Source organism: Vibrio sp. 10N.261.52.C2 (assembly GCF_041471425.1).
Taxonomy (GTDB): domain Bacteria; phylum Pseudomonadota; class Gammaproteobacteria; order Enterobacterales; family Vibrionaceae; genus Vibrio; species Vibrio crassostreae_C.
Window position 1 is genome coordinate 16840 of sequence record NZ_JBFROH010000009.1, and the last position, 21339, is coordinate 38178.

Here is a 21339-nt window from a genome sequence, read left to right on the forward strand (position 1 = left end):
GGTAGCGTAGAACACTAAAAAGCCACTCAAGTGATTCACCTGAGTGGCTTTGTTTTATCTGTTCGTTACTTCTATCTACGAAGCTTATTTCAATCGATAGTTCGGCTTATTGAAACTTTTCACCCGCAGCAACCATAAACGACATCTCAACCAGTAGCTCAGGATTAGCAAGTTCTGCTTTCACGCATGCACGGCTTGGCGCGCAGCCTTCAGGGAACCACGCTTCCCAAACTTCATTGAGTACATCAAAGTTAGCGAAATCCGTGAGATAAATAGTCACTGACAATACGCGAGATTTGTCGCTGTCTACCAAACTCATCATTTCTTCGGCTTGTTCGAAGATTTGCTGAACCTGACTCTTAATTCCTGCTGTTGTATCCGTCTCTGCCACTTCCACAAAGCTTGCAATACCGTTAAAAACAGTTACATCAGACCAACGTTTGGTCGGGTTAATTCTATGAATTTTCACTGGTTATACTCTTCTTATAATTAGGGTGAACATCAGCGTAATCTAATCCAAATCGCGAATATTGAAAACAAAAATTGGAAAACTCGCGGTACCTTTTGAACAGCACTATCGCTTCCCCATTGCTTTGGTTCTCAACATCACTAGCCTTTAAGCCCCTATCGAGACAATAAGTCGCCACGTGTCAAATCTCTAGATAAATATATTAATTATTATTCTCAATGCGAAATTTAATCTGAACTCTTGCGGTCATATTCAAGGATTTTATTAAATGGAGTACTTTTATGCATGTTCAAACCTATGATTTAAAACAGAGTAATGTGGGATATAACCTTGGAGTGGTTGGAGTAGCATTAGTGCTCGCTTGGATTGGAATTTATAAGTTTACGCCAACTGAAGCGATGCTCATTGAACCGCTAATCGCGAATCATCCTGCAATGAACTGGCTTTACAATCTGTTCTCAGTACAAGCTGTGTCTAACATGGTGGGTGGCGCGGAGATCATCGTCGCGATTGGATTGATCGTTGGATTTAAGAAGCCGACAGTAGCTTTCTACTCAGGCATTGCTGCATCGGCTATCTTTGTTGTGACACTTAGCTTCCTGATTACAACGCCAAACGCTTGGAAAGTATCGGATGGCATCTTAGTCACTAACTTCTTCCTAGTGAAAGACATCCTGTTTTTGGCAATCGCAATTAGCGTAATCGAACGCAATAAACCTCAGAAGTAACTGTATAACTAGAAGTGGCCATAACCCTAGAAGTAACCTTAAACCTTGAAAATAAAGGCTCGAAGCTGGCTAGAAGGACGCTGCCAGCTTCTAATGTAAAAGGCACTGATAGTCACCTAGTCAGCTAACACCTTACGATAATAATGAGCATCTTGATGTTCTCCTTTGAACACCGCGTAGTTCTCAACATGCTCGACCAATTCAAAACCTGTATTGGATAAGATTTTGTTGGAACCGACATTGCCCACTAGCGCATAGGCATCAACATATTTAAGGTTGGTCTGTTCCTCCATATAGAGTAGAAACTGCTTTACTGCGTTAGACGCAACGCCTTTTGAAGCAAAGGAACGACCTACTCGATAGCCTAGCTCCCCACTTTCACGGTTACAGTCAATACCACGAATGTTGATTCTTCCACAGACAGTGCCATTGGCATCTTTGATCAACATAGGGATCATCTCTACGTTTTCATATTCAGTCAGAAAGTCAGTGATTTGCTCGGCCACACCCTCATTGGAATAGAAACGGTCTTCCCTAGCTGGAACAAATTGCTCAAACCACTCTCGATTTTCGACCTCAAAATCCAAGAGCGCACTTGCGTCACTCGGTTGAAGTAAGTGTAAAAATACATCCATGACAAATACTCTAATGTTTCCCTAAAAAGCCGCACCTTATGATTCATGAACCACGGCTTATTAATACGGTTACGGTAAACCTCTCAATTTCTTGGCTGGGTTACCTGCGTAGATACCTTTTTCGGTGATGTCTTTCGTTACCACACTGCCCGCGCCGATTACTGCACCTTCGCAAATGCTGACAGACAGAACCGTAGCGTTAGAACCGATCGTGACGTTGTCAGCTATCAAGGTACGCCCCCAACTTTCAGGATTAGGATCTGGCTTGCCCTCTTTGAATAAGTCGTTGGCAAACATGACTCCGTGACCAACAAAGCAGTCACTTCCAATGGTCACATACTCACAGATAAAGGTGTGAGATTGAATCTTGCTTCTCGCACCTATCACGGTGTTCTTTTGAATCTCAACAAAGGGGCCAACGAACACATCATCTTTAAGCTCACAGCCATAAACGTTACTTGGCTCGATGATAGTGACATTCTCGCCACAGGTAATATCAGTAATCTGTGACTTTAATACTCTTGGACTTGCCATACTTCACTTCCTCTCGACATTAGCGTCACAATTCAACCTAAGAGATTGTGCCGTAAGCATTAAAGTGCAGCAAATAGATATGTTGAGAGTTGGCAATGGATCAGAAATTCTGCATAAATTAAAACAGTCCTACCAGCACAACTGACAACAGCACCCCACCGATAAAACTTGGGGCGTGGAATGGCTGAGCTTTAGATCTAACGTACTCTTTTTGAAGGTCTTCTTGATAAGTTTTAACGGCGAGTTCTTTTACGTAGTTATTTTGCATAATAAGCTCCTTCTTAATCAGTAAGAGAAGCTTAAGACTTGAAGTTAGGTTGAGGTAAAGCAAAAAATCAGATTAATTGAACACTTTATTTTTGTTACTCGAGGATTACCCTGAACACATCGTTATTCACGCCGCCAACATCTACTAACTCTCCCGGTTTCATTAGAAGCGAGGTGTTAAGCTGTCGTGTTGAACGTGGCTCTTTTGTTTCTCGAATCACTAACATATCGACAAAATAGCCAGAGTCTTTCTTTGATATTGAGCCCGAAAACGTAACGCTTTCAACCCTATCGGCAAGGACTGAATTGAATGTTTTATCCTCTAAAACACCTGCGGCGATGGATGTATCACCATAAAATAGCGTGATGGTTGTTGGGTCGGGTACCAACTCTTGATTGGACGAACACCCTATTAGGGTAAGGCATAGCAGTAAAATGGCTCGAAATTGCATAAACTGGTTTTCTTTATTACGTTAAGCGTCTGTTTTTCATATTAAAACACTTCAACCTTATAAATACCATGTTTACGGGATAAGCTTAGGTGTGTCGCTTCGATGGACTTGAGTAATGAAGTGAACGGATCAGATCTCGGCCTGTTGAGTTTGCTCCCTATTTGGAAGCTAAACCGAGATCTGATCGATATTATCGAGAAGGGTTCAATTGATTTATGCAACAACGTCTTGTGGAGGTGTCCCTTCACAGTTAGAAACGACAGCATCAATTTGTACTAAAGCATTCATTGGGATTTCTGAAACCCCGACTACCGTTCTTGCAGGCAGCTCAGCATTAAAGAATGTGGTGTAGACTTCGTTTACCACATCAATATCTGAAATATCCTTAAGTTGAATATTAATTTTCACCGTATCGTCCATGCTATGGTCAACGCTTTCAATTATCGCCTTAATATTGTTTAAACATTGTTCAGCTTGTTCTTTTGCACCACCAGCAACAATTTCATTTGTTTTCGGATCTAAAGGTAATTGGGCTGAAATATGATTGTAGTGAGAGAAAGCAACAGTATGCGAATAAGGCATGAATGGTGCAGAAACAGTATTATTGGTTTCAATAACCAGTAAGCGAGTGTCTTCAGGTAATTGCGGCGGTGTACCGTCGCCATGTGAAACGGATGTATCAATTTGAATTAAAGCACCCATTAGTAATTCAGTTGCGTTAACAACGGTGCGAGCAGGAACGTAGCTTGGGAAGAATTTAGCACATACTTCATTTACCACTTCCGCATCTGCGATATTTTTTAGGTAGATAGTCGTTTTAACCACATCATTCATGACGTGTCCGATGCTTTCTAAAATAGCTTTAATGTTTGATAGACATTGCGCTGTTTGCGCTTTGATACCACCATCAACCAACTCACCTGTGGCTACATCTATAGGCAACTGAGCTGAAAGATTGTTGTAGTGAGAAAAGGCTGCAGTCTGCGTAGACACAGCACTTTGAGGTGCGTTATCCGTATTTCTTGAGACCTTAATTAGCGCGCAAGGAGCTTGTGGTTTAGTGCCTTCACCGTTAGAAATGAGAGCATCCATTTGAACCAGCGCATCGCTGCTTGGCAGTGCAGTGACACCCACGACAGTGCGTGTTGGAAGGCTGTTGTGGAAGAAGTTTTTGTAAACTTCATCAATAGCATCGATATCAGAAATATTCTTAACGAAAACATTAATCTTCACGACATCATCCATAACATGGTCGATGCTTTCAACAATCGCTTTAATATTATTCAAACATTGTGCTGCTTGATCTTTAATATCACCGATGACTATTTCACCCGTTTTAGGGTCAATCGGAAGTTGAGCAGAAAAGTTATTATAATGAGAAAAAGCGACCGTTTGTGTAGATACAGAATTAATTGGTGCGTTTTCAGTGTTTCTTGAAATTTTAATGATATCGCTACTCATCGGTATTATCCTTTTAATAAAATAGGTATACGTATTTATATTTAACAATCGTATTTGGAAGAATGATTAAAGTAGCGCCATGTTAAGTGAATTATTTTAGGGTAAACGTGATACCCGTCAGACTCTAAGGTGACTATAAATCAGCAAGTTACAGAATAATTAGTCATCACACGACTAAATATCCGTCACATTTGGCTTTATCAACTGCTAAATTCTCTTTAATTTTTAAACTATTCAATAATCCTGAATACTCTCTCAAGTAGTGTGATAAGTAATTTACGAAATTTAGATGCAGTTTGATAGGTTGTTCACACTAAAACTTCGTTAATAGCTAAGTTAGTGAGTTTCTCCCCTATACCTGTGCATAAACTCTTAGGCTATTTAATTAATTATTTTCGAGAGCTTATTTTATATAAGTACGTTAATAATATATTCGAGAATCAAATACCTACAATCTGACAATGCCTATGATTAGATACATTTACTCATATAATTCAACAAATATGAGCAATCGTCACCATAGCTTTTGGCATTATAGCTCTCAACACATAGTTTCGTTGAAAGAAGAACTAAACCGCTCTTGGAGTAGTATTGAAGTGGCGCTTAAATTCGCGGCTAAATTGAGATGGGCTGGAGTAACCGACTCGACGTGCAGCATCACTAATACGAAGGCCTTCTAGTTGAATCAGCTCTTTCGCTTTGTTGAGCCTAACCTTCTTCAAATATTGCAGTGGTGATTCAAAAGTGACATTACGGAATGCATAGTGGAAGGCAGACACGCTCATGTTGGCTTCGTCAGCCAGCGATTGAACAGTGATGGTTTGGTCGTATTCTTCATGCACTTTAGACAGCGCTTTAGCGACACGTGCGTAATGGCCATCATGATGAGCTAAATCAAACAGCACACGCCCTTCTGAACCGGTTAATGCGCGGTAGACAATCTCTGTCACCATCGCATCGCCCAATATATTGGCTTCAATGTCGCAATGCAGCGTTTTCACCAACCGGGTAAAGCTCTCTAGCATTTGCTCTTCCATCGGCGTCGATTCTAAGCCACTCGAGTTCTGTTTGTGCTTGTTGCAATAACTTTCTAAGAAGCCTTGGTCTTCGAGCTTTTTCACTAAGCTATGTAAACGTTGAGAATCAATGCTTATCGACAAGCCAAGCAATGGTTCACCATTAACAGGCAAGGCTTCGCACTCTAACGGCATTGGCACACCCACCACAAGATAATCACCTGCAGCGTAAGTCACTGGCCTTTCACCAATGTAGATGTTCTTTTTGCCCTGTCCGAGCATGATAATGCCAGACTGGTAAGTAAATGGCTGACGCTGATTCCCGCCACTGCTTCGATACAACCACACACCGCTAATTTCAGTTTCTCTGATCCCTTCAAGGTCATCCCAACCTTTGTGTTCAACATAAGACTGTAATAACTGAGCGAGTGTTTTCATAAGTGGCGACTTTCCATTCCAAGTGCTAAGAGTAAGTAAGCTAAAGCAGAGGAAGAATATCAAGTTTGTAGAAATAGGCAATTTATTTGGAGGAACAGCTCTTCATTGACCTAGATTACTGTACTAATATGCAAATATAGAAATTGAGCAATAAACCAAAATAACAAATTTCGCTTTACACAAGGAATCTCTGATGCAATTTACTTACGTTAACCCTACTGTTATCCATTTCGGCCAAGGCCAAATCAACGCTATCAGCCAAGCGGTTGATACTTCGAAGAAAGTACTGGTCATCTATGGTGGCGGTTCAATCAAGAGCAACGGTGTTTACGACCAAGTTGTAGAATCTTTGAAAGATCACTCTTGGATCGAGTTCTCTGGCGTTGAAGCAAACCCAACCAAAGAGACGCTAGACAAAGCAGTCGCTCTTGTTAAAGAAGAAAACGTAGAATTCATTATCGCTGTTGGCGGTGGTTCAGTAATCGACGGCTCTAAGTACGTTGCTGCAGCGGCTAAATATGACGGCGACGGTTGGGACATCCTAACGGGCAAACACCAAGTAACTGAAGCGACGCCAATCGGTGTGGTACTGACACTTCCTGCGACAGGTTCTGAATCTAACATGGGTGCGGTAATCACGCGTAAAGCGACTCAAGAGAAGCTTGCTTTCCTTAACCCTGCAGTACAGCCTAAGTTTGCGGTTATGGACCCAGATGTAATGAAGTCTCTACCTGAGCGCCAATTGATCAACGGTTTAGTTGATGCGTGGGTACACGTGTGTGAGCAATACATCACGATGCCAACAGACGCGATGGTTCAAGACGGTTACGCGGAAACACTGCTTAAGAACCTACTTGTACTGGGTAAGCAATACGACGAGCGTGACAACGACGCATGGCGTGCAAACCTAATGTGGACAGCAAACCAAGCGCTTAACGGCCTAATTGGTACGGGTGTTCCTCAAGATTGGGCAACTCACATGATTGGCCACGAATTCACAGCACTATGGCACGTAGACCACGCACGTTCGCTTGCGATTGTTCAACCTTCACTACTTCGTAACCAAATCGAAGCAAAACGTGGCAAGCTAGAGCAAATGGGTCGTAACGTATTTGGCCTAGAAGCGGGTGCTGATTTAGCAGAACGCACAATCGCTGCAATCGAAGCGTTCTACCACAGCCTAGACGTAGCAACCATGTTTGACGGCTACGAAACAAACAAAGCAACGGCGATTGACAATGTTGTCGCTCAACTTGAATCACACGGCTACCTACAACTTGGTGAGAATCAAGCAATCACGCCAGAGAAAACACGTGAGATTCTAGAGTCTGCGATTCACTAAGAATCGGGAAAATAGAGAGAAAGTAAAGATAGTGGTCATACAACGATGAATTTTCACATCTGACTGAACCCATTACTTTTTTCTTTCGTACAACAGAAGCAGCGTTCATTTTGAGCGCTGCTTTTTAATTTGCCCTACAAGATGCTATTAAATTCTCATAAGTCCCTAATTTTATGTGCAATCATATTTCTATATTGTTAAGGTAAACCTGTCTCTTTACTAGGTATGAACAACGATTTGAACAATCTCAAGGAAATGGTTAAGTTTAAGTCACTTAACAAGTGGTATGGTGATTTTCATGCCCTAAAGGGTATCGATTTAAATATTGAACAAGGAAAGATAGTGGTGATTTGCGGGCCGTCTGGTTCGGGTAAATCAACATTGATCCGTTGTATCAATCAGCTAGAACCTTTCGAAAGTGGCGAACTTTCCGTGCTAGAACAAGTACTCCCGAGTAAGTTCAACACACCGGGCCAAGTCGGAATGGTGTTTCAGCACTTTCATTTATTCCCCCATCTTACCGTGCTTGAGAACCTTACTCTTTCTCCAATTCGTACGCTTAAAAAAAGCAAACAAGAAGCCGAAAAGATAGCAATGCACTATCTCGAGCGTGTGCACATTGCAGAACAAGCCAACAAATACCCAGTGCAACTTTCTGGCGGCCAGCAACAACGTGTGGCTATCGCCCGTTCTCTGTGTATGAAGCCGGAATTACTCTTGTTCGATGAACCCACTTCAGCGCTTGATCCGGAGATGATCAACGAAGTACTCGATGTGATGGTTGAACTGGCGAGCGAAGGCATCACCATGGTGTGTGTCACCCACGAAATGGGCTTTGCAAAACAAGTGGCCGACCGCGTTATCTTCATGGATGAAGGACAAATTGTGGAATCGAATACCCCACAAGCGCTCTTTGAAAACCCTCAACATGAACGTACTCAAGCGTTCCTAAATCAGATCCTGACTTATTGATGTTGATTCGAATTATTAAACCAGCCCTTTCCGCTCTAATACAAATTGTTGTACTAGTGGCCGCTGTTGTCTGGATTCTCGATTCTGGCGCACAAACCATGGGATACAGCTGGCAATGGGAGCGCGTGCCGGACTATATTGCTTTCTATGAAGATGGCGAATGGTGGCCTGCAGAGTTAGTTGAAGGGCTACTGGTTACCATCAATATCTCTCTGATTTCTTTGGTCGCGACACTGATCATCGGCTTAACGACGGCGCTATTGAGAAACTCAAATTCTGTGGTTGGACGCACCTTGGCCACCAGCTATGTTGAGTTGATTCGTAACACGCCGTTATTAGTACAAATTTATTTGCTCTATTTTGTGTTTGGCCCCGTGTTAGGGCTGGATCGTTTTAGCACTGCCGTTTTGGCCTTGGCACTTTTCCAAGGTGCTTACACCGCCGAAATCTTCCGTGCTGGTTTAAATGGTATTGCGAGAGGACAATTTGAAGCAGCTCAATCTTTGGGTTTATCAAAGACCTATACTTACTGGGATGTGATTCTTCCTCAGGTGGTGCAACGCACCTTGCCACCTTTGACTAATGAAGTGATCTCTCTTATCAAAAACTCTTCGATTGTGAGTGTCATGGCTATCTTTGACCTAACAACCGAAGCCAGAAACATAGTTTCTGAAACCGCGATGCCATTTGAGATTTGGTTCTCTGTGGCGATCATTTACCTTGCACTTACACTTTCACTTTCTGCCTTTGCAGCTTGGCTTGAGCATAAGCTCGGAGCTAACTGGCGAACACAATAAGGATTTATCAGCATGAAGCTATTTAAAACCGCAATTACAGCCCTACTTGCGCTTGCCGTCAGTTTGCCTGCACTTGCTTCTGAAACGCCTAACCTAGACAAAATAAACGAACGTGGCTCTCTACGCGTTGGTATGTCGACATTTGTTCCTTGGGCGATGCGTAACAAACAAGGCGATCTTGTTGGCTTTGAAATCGATGTAGCAAAACGTCTTGCTGAAGATTCTGGCTGGAAAGTTGAATTCGTACCGACGGCATGGGATGGCATTATTCCTTCTCTACTTTCGAACAAGTTTGATGTAATCATTGGCGGTATGTCTATCACTGAAGCTCGCGCTAAAAGCGTATTGTTCACTGAACCTTACTCGCACTCTGGCGTTCAACTGGCAGCGAATAAAGAGCTAGCAGAAGGTTTTACACAAATCTCTGATTTTGATTCTCGCCGTGTAAAAATTGCAGCGCGTCGTGGTGCATTCACAGTGCAAGTAGCTCGTGAAACCTTCCCTAAAGCGAAAGTTCTACAGTTCGATGACGATGCTCAAGCATTCCAAGAAGTATTAAACGGCAACGCACACGCGGTTATCGCGTCTAGCCCGAAACCAGAACACGAAGCGATTAAAAACGCAGACACGCTATTTATTCCATTCGAAGAACGCCTATCAAAAGGTAATGAAGCATTTGCAGTTCGCCTAGGTGAAACTGACAAGACAGAATTCTTCAACGAGTGGATCAAAGCACGTACTGAAGACGGTTGGTTGAAAGAGCGTTACGAGTACTGGTTCTCTACTCTAGATTGGCAAGACCAGATTGCTCAAGGTCAGTAATCAGAACTTTTGCTAGTGAATCGAGGCAGTGCATTGTTTGCGCTGCCTTGTTAAAAACAACGAGATAGCTATGACCTCATAGCCACCTCTCACAACACATCAATTATTATCGTTTAAACAGGAATGACGTGAGTAGTACTAGCGCATTAACAACACCTAAGCCCAACGTTCATATGAAGCCTTGGTATCAACGCCTTAACCTTTTAGATGGCGTGTTACTAGCTGTCATTTGTGTGTTTGCAGGCTGGCTTTATTATCGTTCCGCTGTTGGTATTAACTACCAGTGGCGCTGGGAAGATGCGTTTACCCTGATTTTCATTCCGCCTTCTCAAGGCAATATTCCTTACTTTTTCCAAGGCTTGATCGCGACACTGCGCTTGAGTGTTTGGAGTATGGTGTTAGCACTCTCTTTTGGTACATTACTTGGCGTTGCAAGGCACTCTAAAATCACTTTCTTTCGTACCCCTGCACTGATTTTTATCCAGTTGGTTCGAAATATTCCGCCGCTGGTGTTTGTCTTCATATTCTATTTTTTCGTTTCAAACCAACTGATTCCATTACTTGGTTTAGAAAGTATCTTGCGTGAACACAACGGCGATATTAACGCTGTTCAAGGTTTCCTGTTCGGCCCAGCTAACCTTTGGGAAAACTTAGCGTCTGGTGTGATTTGTATTGGTTTGCTCTCTTCAGCTTATATTGCGGAAGTGATTCGAGCGGGTTTAGAAGGTATTCCTAAAGGCCAATGGGAAGCGGCCGATTCGCTTGGCTTATCTGCATTGTCTAAGTATCGATTTGTGGTTGGCCCACAAGTATTGACTGCCATCACCCCACCATTGGCTGGCCAAGCAATCTCCTTGGTTAAAGACACGTCGATTGTGTCTCTGATTTCTATCCAAGAGATGACGTTTGTTGGTACTGAAATGGCAAACTCTTCAGGTTTGATCTTTGAGATCTGGCTCATTGTTGGCTTCGTATATTTTGCTTTGTGCTTTGCGCTTTCACATCTTTTCAAAGTGATTGAGCAGCGCTCTAGTGCCTATCTCAACCATCAATAACACCACCAATCAAAAATACGAATTCACCAGACTATTCACGCCCTTATCAATTTCACCTGATTGGTTTAAGCTATTGACCAATAAGGACTTATCCCTTCATATTTCTTCTCAGAAACACAGCAAAATGCTCGCCTAATCACTATACTTAAAGTATCGAACTACGTTGATTCTTCTCAAGGACATCACTCAACATGGACAATCATAAAGAAAGAGCTTTTTACGCCGTTGTTGGCGCATTGGTTGGAGACGCCGCTTCAATGGGGCTGCACTGGCTGTATGACCAAGAGAGGATCTTACACGTAGCGGGTTTTGAGCCAGAATTTCGCTCACCGAATCAGTTCGATTATCAAGACAAGGGCTACTTTGCGCACCAAGGAAAAACCGCTGGCGACCAATCGCAATACGGTGCTCAGTTATTGGCGATGGTCGATAGTTTAGTCGACAACCAAAAATACGATGAAGCGAGCTATATTCAACATTTCCGAAAATGGTTTGATTTCGGTGGTAGTTGGCAAGGCTACATTGATAAAGCGACGCGCATGAGCTTGCTGAACATCCATCAATTAGAACTAGAGGACGCCCCGATTACTGCCTGTGGCGCAGACGATACGCAGCTCCCCACAGTCTCAAAGATCATTCCATTAATCGCATGTACTTATACTTCTCACACCTTACCAGCAATGGTAGAGAGTGCGGTACGAGTGACCAACAACAACGACAAAGCCGTGGAATGGGCACAAGCCATCACCTTATTGGTTCAAGCGGCAATTCAAGGCAACTCTCCACTGCAATCGGTAGAAATGGTGCGACAAACTTGTAGCAAGTTCATACACGATCAAATCGACGAAGCACTGGCTGATCCTGAGCTTTCGATTACAGATGCCGCGAAGAAGTTTGGATTGCATTGTGAACTGAGTGCCGCGTTCCCCTTGCTGATTCGCATTATTGCAGGTGCTCAGAGTTATCAACAAGGCATTCGCGACAACATCTTATGTGGTGGTGACAGCTGCGGTCGTGCGATTGTAATTGGCGCGGTATTAGCGGCGTGTTTCTACGAAGGAGATGGCGAAATTCCAACCGAATGGCTAAAACAAGTCGAACTCAATGGTGGCGGGCTGTCTTTGCCTATTGAGTGATTTCCACAACAACGAACTAGAGCCTGACATAAGACAAGCACACTTCTAGGTCGGATGTCGTTCCTATAAAGTTGGAACACACTGCGATAACTCATTCTTCAGCCAAACAACAAACGGGCTTTCTGGCTCTTCATGGTTGCTATCTTGCGTGAGCAATATGTACTGGTGACCAGAAGGTACGAAGCCAAACGGCGCGATCAAGTTACCTCTTTCAAGATCGTCGGCGACAAGTGGATAAGACCCAAGCGCTATGCCTAACCCATCGACAGCCGCCTGAAAGCAAAAGTAGAAGTGTGCAAATGTTTGGTTCGCTCGAGCTTTTGACCACTCTCCACCATTAACTTTATCTATAGTGATAGCACCCCAATGACTCCAAGCATCTGGCCGTGTACTGCTGTGCAGTAATTTCACATCATCTAAGTTATCTTTTACCTGCTGCCAATAACCCGGGGAACACACAGGGCCTACCCACTCTTCAACTAGCGGTATCTGTTCGTAACGCTCGGTTAATTTAAAGTCATCTCGGCGAATCGCCATATCGAGCCCTGTCGCATTCAAGTTCACAGGCCCACCAGCAGTCGACAATCGAACATCAATTCCGGATTCGTTATAGAAATCACCGAGTCGAGGCATTAACCAACGCATGGTCAATGTGGGTTCGCATGAAACTTCCAACGCTTGATGATTCAGCTGATTAAGCTTATGGACTCCAGTCTCCAAGGCTTGGAACGCTTGCTCTGTGTAACCTTTGAGTAATTCCCCTTCTTTGGTGAGACACACATTCCTGCCCTGTTTGTAGAACAAAACTTGGGATAAGTGATTTTCCAATACCTTGATCTGCTTACTCACCGCGCCATGTGTGATATTGAGTTTATCCGCCGCTTCACTGTAACTACTCGAATGCGCTGCTACGTGGAAAATATGAAATGCTTTCAAATGTCTCATGTGTGATTTTTTCTCACAGATAGGTGGAATTCATTTCGATTATAGGCAGCAATAAAAAACCATACAATGCTGGCTCATCAAATATAAAGAGTTGGAGTCATTATGGAGTGGTTAATCCTAGCAGTATTGGGACTATTGATTGTTATCAGCCCAGGCGCTGATTTCGTTTTAGTTTTGAAAAACAGTGTCAACCAAGGAAGACAAGCAGGGATTTGGACTGCAATCGGTGTGAGTTTAGCGATTTGTGCTCACATCAGTTATTCAATGCTTGGGATCAGTTACTTAATCTCACAGAATGAGCAGCTGTTTGACATGATTAGATACGCAGGTGCAACCTACCTTATTTATCTAGGGCTAAAAGGTATCTTGAGTGCGGACAACAAGCTTGCACCGATGGAAGATGCAAAGCAAAGCACCAGTGTTTGGCGCTATTTAGCCCAAGGCTTCTTATGTAACGTGCTCAACCCAAAAACCATGTTGTTCTTTTTGAGCATCTTCAGCCAAGTCATCTCACCTGATGCAGAAAACCAGCATGTCGCGCTCGGCTATGGGCTTTACATGATCGTTCTTCACGGTTTATGGTTTGGCGTTGTCGCTATGCTGTTTACTTCGAATACATTGCAAAAGCATCTATTGAGAGCAAAGAAAAGGCTTAATCAAGCATGTGGATTTGGCTTAGTGACGTTCGGAGCACTGTTGGCGATTAAATCGTAAACAAGCGAGTCACAAATAGAGAGCGATTCAAACGACTGAATCGCATCTAACTGGGTCTTGGTAAAACTCTAAACAAGATTCATCGGTCTAATATCGGCACTATCAGGGAAGATAGCGTTGAGTTGTTTCACTTCTATCGATAAATGTCGGTTGAGCACACCCTTGATAACCGAACGCATATCAGTCGTTGGACTAAGGTCTCGGCCTTCATATAGCTGGCTTTGGCTCAAGCCCGGCCAATTGGTAATAACCTTACCACCCGCTCCTTTCAACGATGGCAGCGCACCACCCGCAACAAACATGACGTTGCCAGTGCCATGGTCGGTGCCTTTGGTGCCGTTTTCTTTTGCTGTTCGACCAAATTCACTGGCCGCGATGATCACTGTCTTCTGCCAACGATCACCTAGTGAAGCTTTGAGAGCCGCTAACCCAACATCCAAAGTTTTAAGCTGATTACTCAACCGTCCATTTACGTTGCCTTGATTGGCGTGAGTGTCCCACCCACCGAGTTCTAACGCTGCGATGTTTGGTCCGTTATCAGCCGACAATATGTCGCCTGTTTTACCCATCAATGATTTAAACTGTTTGCCGACACCTTGGTCGCCTACCAGTTGATCTATCTTCATGACACTTTCAAAGTTTGAAGACAGCATTTGGTCACTTTGAAACAACTCTTCCAGCAGTTCCGTTTGTTTATCACGTGTTTTTAAGCGGTTTGGGTACCAACTTGCAACGGTCGATTCGCCCTGCATGATGAGTGGTAAGCCCGAATCAATCGCTATTCCATCGTATTTTTCTGAGCTCAACGTGAGTAAACGGTTAATCCACCCTACGGTGTTAAACGGGTCGGAAGTGCCATTCTCCAATATCTTCTGTCCATCAAAATGTGAGCGCTCGCGATAAGCGGTTGAACAAGCGTGTACAAAGCTGAGTTCGTTACTCTCATACCATTGATGGCATTGCTTTAGGGATGGGTGAAGCCCAAAGAAATCATCCAACTTCACTAGCTGTTCAGGTTTTAATCCGATGTTGGGTCTCAAATTAGAGTAATCCGGATCGGCATGCGGCACTACAACATTTAAACCATCCATCGCGCCACGCAGTGATACCCAAATGAAGATATTGTCTGAACCTGTTTTGGCAAAGCTTGGAAATGGCAGCATCGCACTGACGCCAACAGCCGCCGCAATACCCATGAACTGGCGGCGGTTAATACTATGTGGCGCTTTATTCTGAGAACAATCTGACTTTTTCATACCCACTCCTAACGATATTGAAACTGCGGACTTAGCCACAACAGGGAAAGTTGCATTGCAGCGCTGTCGGCTTTGTTCAATACAATTTGGGTGTGTTCATCAATAGCATCGCCATATAAACCCGCGATCACTTTATCCACTACCGCTTTCGGCTTAACTCCTGACGCTTTAGCCGATTTTATTGCAGCAGACGCAAGCCTATTCGCAACTTGCATACGTTGAGTCAACGCCGAAGGGCTATTGTAGTCTCTGTCTTGATCCGACCAGCCAGCAGGTGAACCCGGTTTAAAAGGAGGCTGCCCTAAATTGTTGAGTGCATTGAATGCCTGTTTCTCGTTTAAAGAAATATCGGCACTACGAAGAACGGCAAACAGCCACTCCTTCGGCGGTCTAAAACGATTAGGGTTAGGTTTACTCGCCTCAGCGCTGTTCAATAACAAGCGATAGATAGGCAGTAAATCTCCCTCGCCTTTCAGATATTCAGCAACCATTTGCTCTGAGAGTTCTTTAGATATGTCGCCAATGAAATGCTGGCAAAGCTTATCAACCAAGTGCGCAGCAGTGTCTTTGTGGGTCGCTAAGGTTTTTAAACACGACTCTCCTTGCGAGACCCCGGATTGAGAATAGGACTTTCCAAGCAGTGTGATACTTCCTGGCTCATGCAGATTATTAGCGAATCGAAAACCAGCATCAGGAGATTTGAATTTAATGCCCCAGCCTGAAATGCCTTTTGCTAAAGCAATAACATCTTGCTGAGTATAAGAACCGTCAACGCCAAGAGTGTGGAGTTCTAAGATCTCACGAGAGAGGTTCTCATTGAGCCCCTTATTACGGCGCTTTCCGACTTTTGAATTGGGACCAATCGAGAGTTGATTATCGAGATACAGAAGCATCGCAGGATGTTTAGAAGAAGCCATCAGCATCTCGCCAAAGTTACCATTCCAATGCTGGCGAACCACATCGTTTTCAATGCTGGCGGCCAAGGGCATCAGTTTTCGATTATCGACCGAGATGGCGAAGTGATTGCTCCAAAACTGAATGATGCGCTCTTGAAAACCATAAGGAGTTTCAACACTTTGTAGGTGGCGAGCTTGAGCTTGTTGTCGATACTGCGTTCGAAGAAAAGACTGCGCTTCTTTCTTCGTGGCTTGCATCTGTTGTTCGTCACCCTTGGCCTTCATTCGTTGTACACGATTCTCTCCTACTTTAATCATAGTAGATTCAGTACTCGGTAAGTCTTGTATAGCTTGGTGAACGAATGGCTTTTTATCCAACTGTTCTACAGGAGAATAATAGGTTGTTTGACCTAGTTTTGGCCCAAAGCCAAACCTTTGTTCACCCACGATTTTTGAAGTCGGGTAATAATTCATTGCACACTCCCTTACGCTCGATCTTTTCTAAGTGTAATCGCTTAGTCATCAAGCATAGGGAGCTTTACAAGGTTTTACGTTAGATGGGTGTCAGGTGCCTATCAAGTTACAGACATGGTGTGATCATTTTAAATGTATATCTACTTGCGCCACATATACACAAACTGATCGTTTTGCGAGGTGATTTCAAAACCAAATCGGAGATACAACTCCCCAACTCGATTACCTTGCAAATAACACAGCTCTACTGGCTTACTGAGCTTGTCTGCGTGAGCTAAACAATCAGTCAAAACTTGGCTTCCAATACCCTTACCATGATATTCAGGCAGCAAGAAAAATCGGCAAAAGTAGAAGTGGTCACCTTTATCTTGCAGCAACACACTGCCAATCGCTTTGCCCTGATACTCAATGATTTCAGGCCTTTCCTCTGCCCACTCTTCGGCGTGTATGTCTCGTTGAATTTGGTCATCCCAGCCAAAAACAGCCTTGATTGGCTCATATTCAGCCGCCTTTTTTAGCTCGAACAGAAATTCATAATCTGATGACTGAGCAGCTCTTGTTGAATGCGAAAGAGCAGCTTTAACCATGTCCATATGATGTTGATTCCTGTTACTTTTCTACCGGGTTTAGTTATCAAGCTTAAGATAAGTGCATGGTGTATTCTTGATGTCCTGTGTGCTCATCAGTTTGTTCGCTCACAATAGAGAAACCTTGAGACAAGTAGAACTCAATGGTCGCTTGGTTCTCTTTATACACATTCAAAGACAGATTCGGGCATTCAAGCTTCGCGTGTTGGATAAATTGCTTACCAACACCACAGCCTTGATGCTGTGGGCTCACAAATATCGCCGCTAAGATACCTTCATAAAGCGAATAAAAGCCACAAACCTCACCGTCTACTTGATACACGTAAGTTATTGATGCAGGAATGTATATGTCGCGCATATTACCTACTTGAGACTCCCAGAACTCAGGAGCCACAAAGTCATGCGCCTTGATCGAGGCGGTTAACCAAATATCTAAAACGACCTCAATATCAGCTGGGTTGTACTCTCTAATCATCTTAATTCTCTAAAATTATTGCGTTTTAATATGCGAATCAGTATGTCGAGAAGCGACTTAAACTTATTGAAGATTTACGACAATTATTTGAAACAATGGTTACTGCTTCTTAACGTACTTCGCCGTAACCAGCATTTCACCGCCACCATCCAGCTTGCAATCTAGTTGGTGATCTTTGCCTTCATTGATGCGTCGAATCACAGCTTTAGTACCAATTTTCAATACGCTAGAACTGCCTTTAATTTTTAGATCTTTAATGAAGGTAACTTTATCGCCACTTTCCAATACAACGCCATTCACGTCCTTAACACGCGCGGCTTCTCTTTCTAAACGCTCTTCTTCTGGGTTCCATTCGTAGGCGCACTCAGGGCAGATTAGGTTGTTTTGGTCTGGGTAAACATATTCAGATTGGCATTGCGGGCAAGGAGGTAGAGACATACGTTAATACTTAATTTAAATAGAATTTGTTCCATTTTAATGGCTCTTGTCAGGCTTAGCGAGCATAAATCTAACAAGTTTTACGGAGAGCTAATTGTCTTAAAAAAGAGCAGTACCTAAAACGAACAAACACAGCCGCTAAGCTGTGTTTGTTTAAAGGTTTGAAAAGCGGAACGGCTTAACGTTCGACTTTTGGTGAGTAAATCGAGTAAGCGGTGATTTGCCCTGCCACGATTGCAGAGAACATGAATAACGCCGACAAACCAATACTCGGGATAGGCAGAATCGATTGTTCAAACACCGATTGGCTGGCACTCACTAATACTCGGCTACCCGGAACCAAGATGATGATCCCTTGCACGATATAAATAGAGCCCGTGAGCTCCATCTTTTTAGCAATCCAAGTTCCGTACAAAGTAATAAGAACCGTCGTAACCCAAGTACCGACAACCCAACCACTATCAAAACCTAGATAGAATGGGCCCCACATACCGAGAACGGCAACTGGCAAACCAAGTAAGATGTCTTTAGGGCGAGCATTGAACATCACACCGATAGACACAGAGATCAGCACCAAGCCAGATATGTGCATCCACATTGGTACCGCATTGGTATAGTCGATGGAAACCGCTTGTCCCCATATCGCTTCACCGATGTTGAGCCCCATGATAATCCCGACAAACAGCTTAATCAGGGTTAAGGCGCTCTGCCCTAACAAGCTGGTACCAGAGACTAGATCATTAAACGCCAAACATTCTAATGCGTTGGCTATGGATAACCCGGGGACAAACAGGACAATCGAGGCGATACACAACGCCCACACCGGAATCGGCAACCCTGTACTCGCCAGAAATGCCACGAAAATACCCGTTAACAGTGCCGAGATGAACTCAACCGCGATTGCGCGACGTGAATGAAGAACTTGCTGACATACCCAAACAATCAAACCCAATAAGGCAGAAAAGCCCACAGCTTCCAACGTGCTGCCCACCAGCATCAAATACGCAGGCGGAATACCCATATTGGCAAGTGCCGTCACGAATTTAGAGTAACCGACAGGCTCTGGTACAGGCTCACTACTCGGTTGGTTAATACGAATGATCGTATTGGCCAACAAACTCAGATTAATCGACGCAGGCTTTAGACGCTTTAGAATCACAGCGTTGTTATCGTCTGGAAACTGATAATTAATCGCGGTTGGCGTTGCTTGGATCATCACATCCACACCATGCTTTTTAGCATAATATTGTGTATATTTTTCAAGCTTATACGGAGCGCAACCACTGCGGTGAAGAGTATCACCAATTTCAACAATTTTGTTAATTCGGAACTGAGAAGGCATGGGTATTTTAGGGGAGACAAAATGTGCGGCAAATGTACCAAACGACAGACGGAATGACGAGACTTTTGCGTGAATTATCAACTGAACTCGTTACTTTTTTCTGCAAAGGCTTAGAAGTCTCTATAACTCTACTCATTTGGGATTAGTTTACTGAATGTTTTGACCGACTAATAAGTTAAATTTATGCATTCAGATTGTTATTAATGGACGCCAAAACACGATTAAAAATCAGTTTATGTTAACACTCCAAATTCCTTAATTTGTATGGGTTTTATGACAAGCTAACACCAACAAACTGGTTTATAAATCAAACCGAATTTGTCACAGAAATAGCGGGGGATTTTCCATTGTTTCTCGCCCTCCGTTTAACGAGAGTTTAGTCACATTTTATTCACTCTGAAAACGCCGAACATGATTGAAAAACTAGCGGTGTGGTGGTTATGCGAGCACTTAGAATAAAAATGAAAGAAAAAGGTTTCGTTTTCAGTTAGATGTGGCATTATCACTCTCGTTAAGACGATGTGCGTACATCGTATAATGGCTATTACCTCAGCCTTCCAAGCTGATGATGCGGGTTCGATTCCCGCTGTACGCTCCAGTCTTCTTGATGCCTCAGTCTTACTCATAAGACAGTGTGCGTGCATCGTATAATGGCTATTACCTCAGCCTTCCAAGCTGATGATGCGGGTTCGATTCCCGCTGCACGCTCCAACTTCTCCTTAAGCTCCATTACGCACTTTCTTCCAGCGATACCCTATTCAAAAATTTTCGCCGTTTGCTAAATCCATAGTCATTAAATCTATACTGATTAAACTTATTTTGTTTAAGCTTGGATTGACGAATCAACGCTAATTGACTAACCAGAGCTATTAACTCCTTAAATCGCTTCGTATTTCTGACACCTTGCCCACTACACATTACAGATCAACTTTCAATGATTTTCAAAATTGTTCCAATTTAATAATCTTGGTCAATATCCGAAAAATAAGTTGTGTTAATGTGCGCGCATTAGCAACAACCCATAAATAATAAAAAATGTTTAAAAGCAATGAGTTAACAATAAACATCGAAGCAATTAATGTCGCGCTAACAAAAGTTGAAAATGCCAATAAAATTCAGCTAGATACATTGAAAGGTTATGTGAACAGCGAGCCTGAACAGGCTGTACTGGCTTTTCGATCGCTGAATGAAGCAGAATCAATCGATGACAAGTTTAAAAAGATCATGGCAGAGCTACCGCATCTGAGCGGCGAAGCACACCATCTGCTTGAAACTTCTATCTTGCTACAGTGACTATAAATAAAGATAAGCCTCAGCGAATCCCTCACAGCAAAGCGCTTTAGGTATAAGTTAAGACTTATCTTTAATTTTCTAGCCCTCATTGAATTTCTAATTCAACAAAGCGCTATTGATTAACGTCTAAAGCGTTAACGACTTCACCATACCCGCTTCAGCGTGACCAGGGATATTGCACGCTAACTCTACGTTATTATTACCATGGAAATGCCACAGCAATTGCTTCGCTTTACCCGGCTTAACTGTAACTGTGCTGCCCGAGTCATGAGCGTGATTACCCATGTTTTTCATCATTTCACGGTGCTCTAGCTGCTCTGAAGCAGAACCAATCGAAAATTCGTGATCAATCTTGCCCGTATTCATCACAACAAACTGCACCACGTCGTTTGGCTCAATATCAACCTTGTTCTTAAATGTGATTTTCATATCGTCACTTAACAGAACATGAACCACTTTATCCGGCTTTGCGCCTGTCGCAGGCATACCCACTTCAGACATGCCTTCCATATTCATCATCGAATGGTCCATCTTTCCATCCTTCATCATGCTGTGATCCATTTTTGAATGATCCATCTCTCCACTCTTCATCATCGAGTGGTCCATATTCGAATGGCCACCAGCTGAATGATCCATTGCAGCAAATGCTGTTGAAGCGGTGATTGTTAAAGCGATAGTAATTAGTGTCTTTTTCATGGTCGTTCCTTAAATATATTCTGTTTGTTTTGTTGGTTTCACATGTTCATGTAATGCGCCCTTACCTCTCTGTTTTTGGTAAGTAAGGGCTAATAGTCA

The 21339-nt window shown here is 43.2% G+C and carries 24 protein-coding genes and 2 tRNA genes; 11 read left to right on the top strand and 15 right to left on the bottom strand.

Going from position 1 to position 21339, the window contains the following annotated elements:
• Positions 1–106: 106 nt before the first annotated feature.
• A complete protein-coding gene (locus tag AB4307_RS02695) occupies positions 107–469 on the bottom strand; it encodes a RidA family protein (RefSeq protein WP_372131013.1) in 363 nt (120 codons plus the stop codon).
• A 281-nt stretch (positions 470–750) separates the two neighbouring features.
• Between AB4307_RS02695 and AB4307_RS02700 the strand changes: the two genes are divergently transcribed.
• Positions 751–1197 (top strand): DUF417 family protein, encoded by a 447-nt coding sequence (locus AB4307_RS02700; protein WP_372131015.1) that lies wholly within the window; start codon positions 751–753, stop codon positions 1195–1197.
• 116 nt (positions 1198–1313) lie between these two features.
• Here AB4307_RS02700 and AB4307_RS02705 read toward each other — a convergent pair whose 3' ends face one another.
• The 6 genes from AB4307_RS02705 to AB4307_RS02730 all read right to left on the bottom strand — a co-directional run bounded on the left by AB4307_RS02705 (position 1314) and on the right by AB4307_RS02730 (position 6000).
• Positions 1314–1832, bottom strand: a complete 519-nt coding sequence (locus AB4307_RS02705) for a GNAT family N-acetyltransferase (protein WP_372131017.1) — start codon at positions 1830–1832, stop codon at positions 1314–1316.
• Between the two features lie 69 nt (positions 1833–1901).
• On the bottom strand, positions 1902–2366 hold the full coding sequence (locus tag AB4307_RS02710; protein ID WP_017062657.1) for an acyltransferase: 465 nt from the start codon (positions 2364–2366) through the stop codon (positions 1902–1904).
• A 118-nt stretch (positions 2367–2484) separates the two neighbouring features.
• Positions 2485–2634, bottom strand: coding sequence for a hypothetical protein (locus AB4307_RS02715; RefSeq protein ID WP_017062658.1), 150 nt, complete (start codon positions 2632–2634; stop codon positions 2485–2487).
• A gap of 94 nt (positions 2635–2728) precedes the next feature.
• A complete protein-coding gene (locus AB4307_RS02720; protein WP_017062659.1) occupies positions 2729–3085 on the bottom strand; it encodes a hypothetical protein in 357 nt (118 codons plus the stop codon).
• A gap of 213 nt (positions 3086–3298) precedes the next feature.
• The gene (locus AB4307_RS02725; protein WP_372131019.1) at positions 3299–4546 is read right to left on the bottom strand and encodes a RidA family protein; all 1248 of its coding nucleotides are present in this window, start codon (positions 4544–4546) and stop codon (positions 3299–3301) included.
• A 569-nt stretch (positions 4547–5115) separates the two neighbouring features.
• Positions 5116–6000 carry an AraC family transcriptional regulator gene (locus AB4307_RS02730; protein WP_017062661.1) on the bottom strand — a complete coding sequence of 295 codons (885 nt, stop codon included), beginning with the start codon at positions 5998–6000 and terminating at the stop codon, positions 5116–5118.
• A gap of 193 nt (positions 6001–6193) precedes the next feature.
• Between AB4307_RS02730 and AB4307_RS02735 the strand changes: the two genes are divergently transcribed.
• From AB4307_RS02735 to AB4307_RS02760, 6 genes are all read left to right on the top strand, one after another.
• Complete coding sequence (locus AB4307_RS02735; RefSeq protein WP_372131021.1) at positions 6194–7342, top strand: iron-containing alcohol dehydrogenase; 1149 nt, start codon at positions 6194–6196, stop codon at positions 7340–7342.
• 225 nt (positions 7343–7567) lie between these two features.
• Positions 7568–8314, top strand: coding sequence for an amino acid ABC transporter ATP-binding protein (locus tag AB4307_RS02740; RefSeq protein WP_372131023.1), 747 nt, complete (start codon positions 7568–7570; stop codon positions 8312–8314).
• Positions 8314–9111, top strand: coding sequence for an amino acid ABC transporter permease (locus AB4307_RS02745; protein ID WP_372131025.1), 798 nt, complete (start codon positions 8314–8316; stop codon positions 9109–9111). Before AB4307_RS02740 ends, AB4307_RS02745 begins: the two co-directional genes overlap by 1 nt.
• A gap of 12 nt (positions 9112–9123) precedes the next feature.
• Complete coding sequence (locus AB4307_RS02750; protein WP_017067595.1) at positions 9124–9933, top strand: transporter substrate-binding domain-containing protein; 810 nt, start codon at positions 9124–9126, stop codon at positions 9931–9933.
• Between the two features lie 128 nt (positions 9934–10061).
• Positions 10062–10988 carry an amino acid ABC transporter permease gene (locus AB4307_RS02755; RefSeq protein ID WP_372131027.1) on the top strand — a complete coding sequence of 309 codons (927 nt, stop codon included), beginning with the start codon at positions 10062–10064 and terminating at the stop codon, positions 10986–10988.
• A gap of 191 nt (positions 10989–11179) precedes the next feature.
• Positions 11180–12124, top strand: a complete 945-nt coding sequence (locus AB4307_RS02760; protein WP_372131029.1) for an ADP-ribosylglycohydrolase family protein — start codon at positions 11180–11182, stop codon at positions 12122–12124.
• 63 nt (positions 12125–12187) lie between these two features.
• Here the strand turns inward: AB4307_RS02760 and AB4307_RS02765 are convergent, their stop codons facing one another.
• Positions 12188–13069 carry a LysR family transcriptional regulator gene (locus AB4307_RS02765; RefSeq protein WP_017064462.1) on the bottom strand — a complete coding sequence of 294 codons (882 nt, stop codon included), beginning with the start codon at positions 13067–13069 and terminating at the stop codon, positions 12188–12190.
• Between the two features lie 102 nt (positions 13070–13171).
• Here AB4307_RS02765 and AB4307_RS02770 point away from each other — a divergent pair, with 102 nt between their 5' ends.
• Positions 13172–13783 (top strand): LysE family translocator, encoded by a 612-nt coding sequence (locus tag AB4307_RS02770; RefSeq protein ID WP_102428566.1) that lies wholly within the window; start codon positions 13172–13174, stop codon positions 13781–13783.
• A gap of 68 nt (positions 13784–13851) precedes the next feature.
• On the opposite strand, the gene AB4307_RS02775 is transcribed toward AB4307_RS02770, so the two are convergent.
• The 6 genes from AB4307_RS02775 to AB4307_RS02800 all read right to left on the bottom strand — a co-directional run bounded on the left by AB4307_RS02775 (position 13852) and on the right by AB4307_RS02800 (position 19251).
• Positions 13852–15039: a DUF1501 domain-containing protein gene (locus AB4307_RS02775; protein WP_102333476.1), complete on the bottom strand. Its 1188-nt coding sequence runs from the start codon at positions 15037–15039 to the stop codon at positions 13852–13854.
• A gap of 8 nt (positions 15040–15047) precedes the next feature.
• Positions 15048–16409, bottom strand: a complete 1362-nt coding sequence (locus AB4307_RS02780) for a DUF1800 domain-containing protein (protein ID WP_372131031.1) — start codon at positions 16407–16409, stop codon at positions 15048–15050.
• 140 nt (positions 16410–16549) lie between these two features.
• Positions 16550–17002: a GNAT family N-acetyltransferase gene (locus tag AB4307_RS02785; protein ID WP_229647860.1), complete on the bottom strand. Its 453-nt coding sequence runs from the start codon at positions 17000–17002 to the stop codon at positions 16550–16552.
• A 46-nt stretch (positions 17003–17048) separates the two neighbouring features.
• Positions 17049–17471 carry an N-acetyltransferase gene (locus AB4307_RS02790; protein ID WP_372131033.1) on the bottom strand — a complete coding sequence of 141 codons (423 nt, stop codon included), beginning with the start codon at positions 17469–17471 and terminating at the stop codon, positions 17049–17051.
• A 99-nt stretch (positions 17472–17570) separates the two neighbouring features.
• Positions 17571–17909, bottom strand: a complete 339-nt coding sequence (locus AB4307_RS02795; RefSeq protein WP_004731484.1) for a zinc ribbon domain-containing protein YjdM — start codon at positions 17907–17909, stop codon at positions 17571–17573.
• 178 nt (positions 17910–18087) lie between these two features.
• Positions 18088–19251 (bottom strand): threonine/serine exporter family protein, encoded by a 1164-nt coding sequence (locus AB4307_RS02800; protein ID WP_136974749.1) that lies wholly within the window; start codon positions 19249–19251, stop codon positions 18088–18090.
• Positions 19252–19774: 523 nt separating this feature from the next.
• Between AB4307_RS02800 and AB4307_RS02805 the strand changes: the two genes are divergently transcribed.
• The 3 genes from AB4307_RS02805 to AB4307_RS02815 all read left to right on the top strand — a co-directional run bounded on the left by AB4307_RS02805 (position 19775) and on the right by AB4307_RS02815 (position 20544).
• Positions 19775–19849, top strand: a tRNA-Gly gene (locus AB4307_RS02805).
• 38 nt (positions 19850–19887) lie between these two features.
• A tRNA-Gly gene (locus tag AB4307_RS02810) sits at positions 19888–19962 on the top strand.
• A 324-nt stretch (positions 19963–20286) separates the two neighbouring features.
• A complete protein-coding gene (locus tag AB4307_RS02815; protein WP_017085576.1) occupies positions 20287–20544 on the top strand; it encodes a hypothetical protein in 258 nt (85 codons plus the stop codon).
• A 126-nt stretch (positions 20545–20670) separates the two neighbouring features.
• On the opposite strand, the gene copI is transcribed toward AB4307_RS02815, so the two are convergent.
• On the bottom strand, positions 20671–21240 hold the full coding sequence (gene copI / locus AB4307_RS02820; protein ID WP_372131035.1) for a copper-resistant cuproprotein CopI: 570 nt from the start codon (positions 21238–21240) through the stop codon (positions 20671–20673).
• Between the last annotated feature and the right edge of the window lie 99 nt (positions 21241–21339).

Coding starts and splice junctions, on each gene's coding strand:
- AB4307_RS02720 (WP_017062659.1), bottom strand. CDS start 3,085: ATGCAATTTCGAGCCATTTTACTGCTATGCCTTACCCTAATAGGGTGT.
- AB4307_RS02785 (WP_229647860.1), bottom strand. CDS start 17,002: ATGGACATGGTTAAAGCTGCTCTTTCGCATTCAACAAGAGCTGCTCAG.
- AB4307_RS02705 (WP_372131017.1), bottom strand. CDS start 1,832: ATGGATGTATTTTTACACTTACTTCAACCGAGTGACGCAAGTGCGCTC.
- AB4307_RS02730 (WP_017062661.1), bottom strand. CDS start 6,000: ATGAAAACACTCGCTCAGTTATTACAGTCTTATGTTGAACACAAAGGT.
- AB4307_RS02795 (WP_004731484.1), bottom strand. CDS start 17,909: ATGTCTCTACCTCCTTGCCCGCAATGCCAATCTGAATATGTTTACCCA.
- AB4307_RS02790 (WP_372131033.1), bottom strand. CDS start 17,471: ATGATTAGAGAGTACAACCCAGCTGATATTGAGGTCGTTTTAGATATT.
- AB4307_RS02700 (WP_372131015.1), top strand. CDS start 751: ATGCATGTTCAAACCTATGATTTAAAACAGAGTAATGTGGGATATAAC.
- AB4307_RS02740 (WP_372131023.1), top strand. CDS start 7,568: ATGAACAACGATTTGAACAATCTCAAGGAAATGGTTAAGTTTAAGTCA.
- AB4307_RS02745 (WP_372131025.1), top strand. CDS start 8,314: ATGTTGATTCGAATTATTAAACCAGCCCTTTCCGCTCTAATACAAATT.
- AB4307_RS02780 (WP_372131031.1), bottom strand. CDS start 16,409: ATGAATTATTACCCGACTTCAAAAATCGTGGGTGAACAAAGGTTTGGC.
- AB4307_RS02735 (WP_372131021.1), top strand. CDS start 6,194: ATGCAATTTACTTACGTTAACCCTACTGTTATCCATTTCGGCCAAGGC.
- AB4307_RS02770 (WP_102428566.1), top strand. CDS start 13,172: ATGGAGTGGTTAATCCTAGCAGTATTGGGACTATTGATTGTTATCAGC.
- copI (WP_372131035.1), bottom strand. CDS start 21,240: ATGAAAAAGACACTAATTACTATCGCTTTAACAATCACCGCTTCAACA.
- AB4307_RS02725 (WP_372131019.1), bottom strand. CDS start 4,546: ATGAGTAGCGATATCATTAAAATTTCAAGAAACACTGAAAACGCACCA.
- AB4307_RS02710 (WP_017062657.1), bottom strand. CDS start 2,366: ATGGCAAGTCCAAGAGTATTAAAGTCACAGATTACTGATATTACCTGT.
- AB4307_RS02765 (WP_017064462.1), bottom strand. CDS start 13,069: ATGAGACATTTGAAAGCATTTCATATTTTCCACGTAGCAGCGCATTCG.
- AB4307_RS02815 (WP_017085576.1), top strand. CDS start 20,287: ATGTTTAAAAGCAATGAGTTAACAATAAACATCGAAGCAATTAATGTC.
- AB4307_RS02760 (WP_372131029.1), top strand. CDS start 11,180: ATGGACAATCATAAAGAAAGAGCTTTTTACGCCGTTGTTGGCGCATTG.
- AB4307_RS02750 (WP_017067595.1), top strand. CDS start 9,124: ATGAAGCTATTTAAAACCGCAATTACAGCCCTACTTGCGCTTGCCGTC.
- AB4307_RS02775 (WP_102333476.1), bottom strand. CDS start 15,039: ATGAAAAAGTCAGATTGTTCTCAGAATAAAGCGCCACATAGTATTAAC.
- AB4307_RS02715 (WP_017062658.1), bottom strand. CDS start 2,634: ATGCAAAATAACTACGTAAAAGAACTCGCCGTTAAAACTTATCAAGAA.
- AB4307_RS02800 (WP_136974749.1), bottom strand. CDS start 19,251: ATGCCTTCTCAGTTCCGAATTAACAAAATTGTTGAAATTGGTGATACT.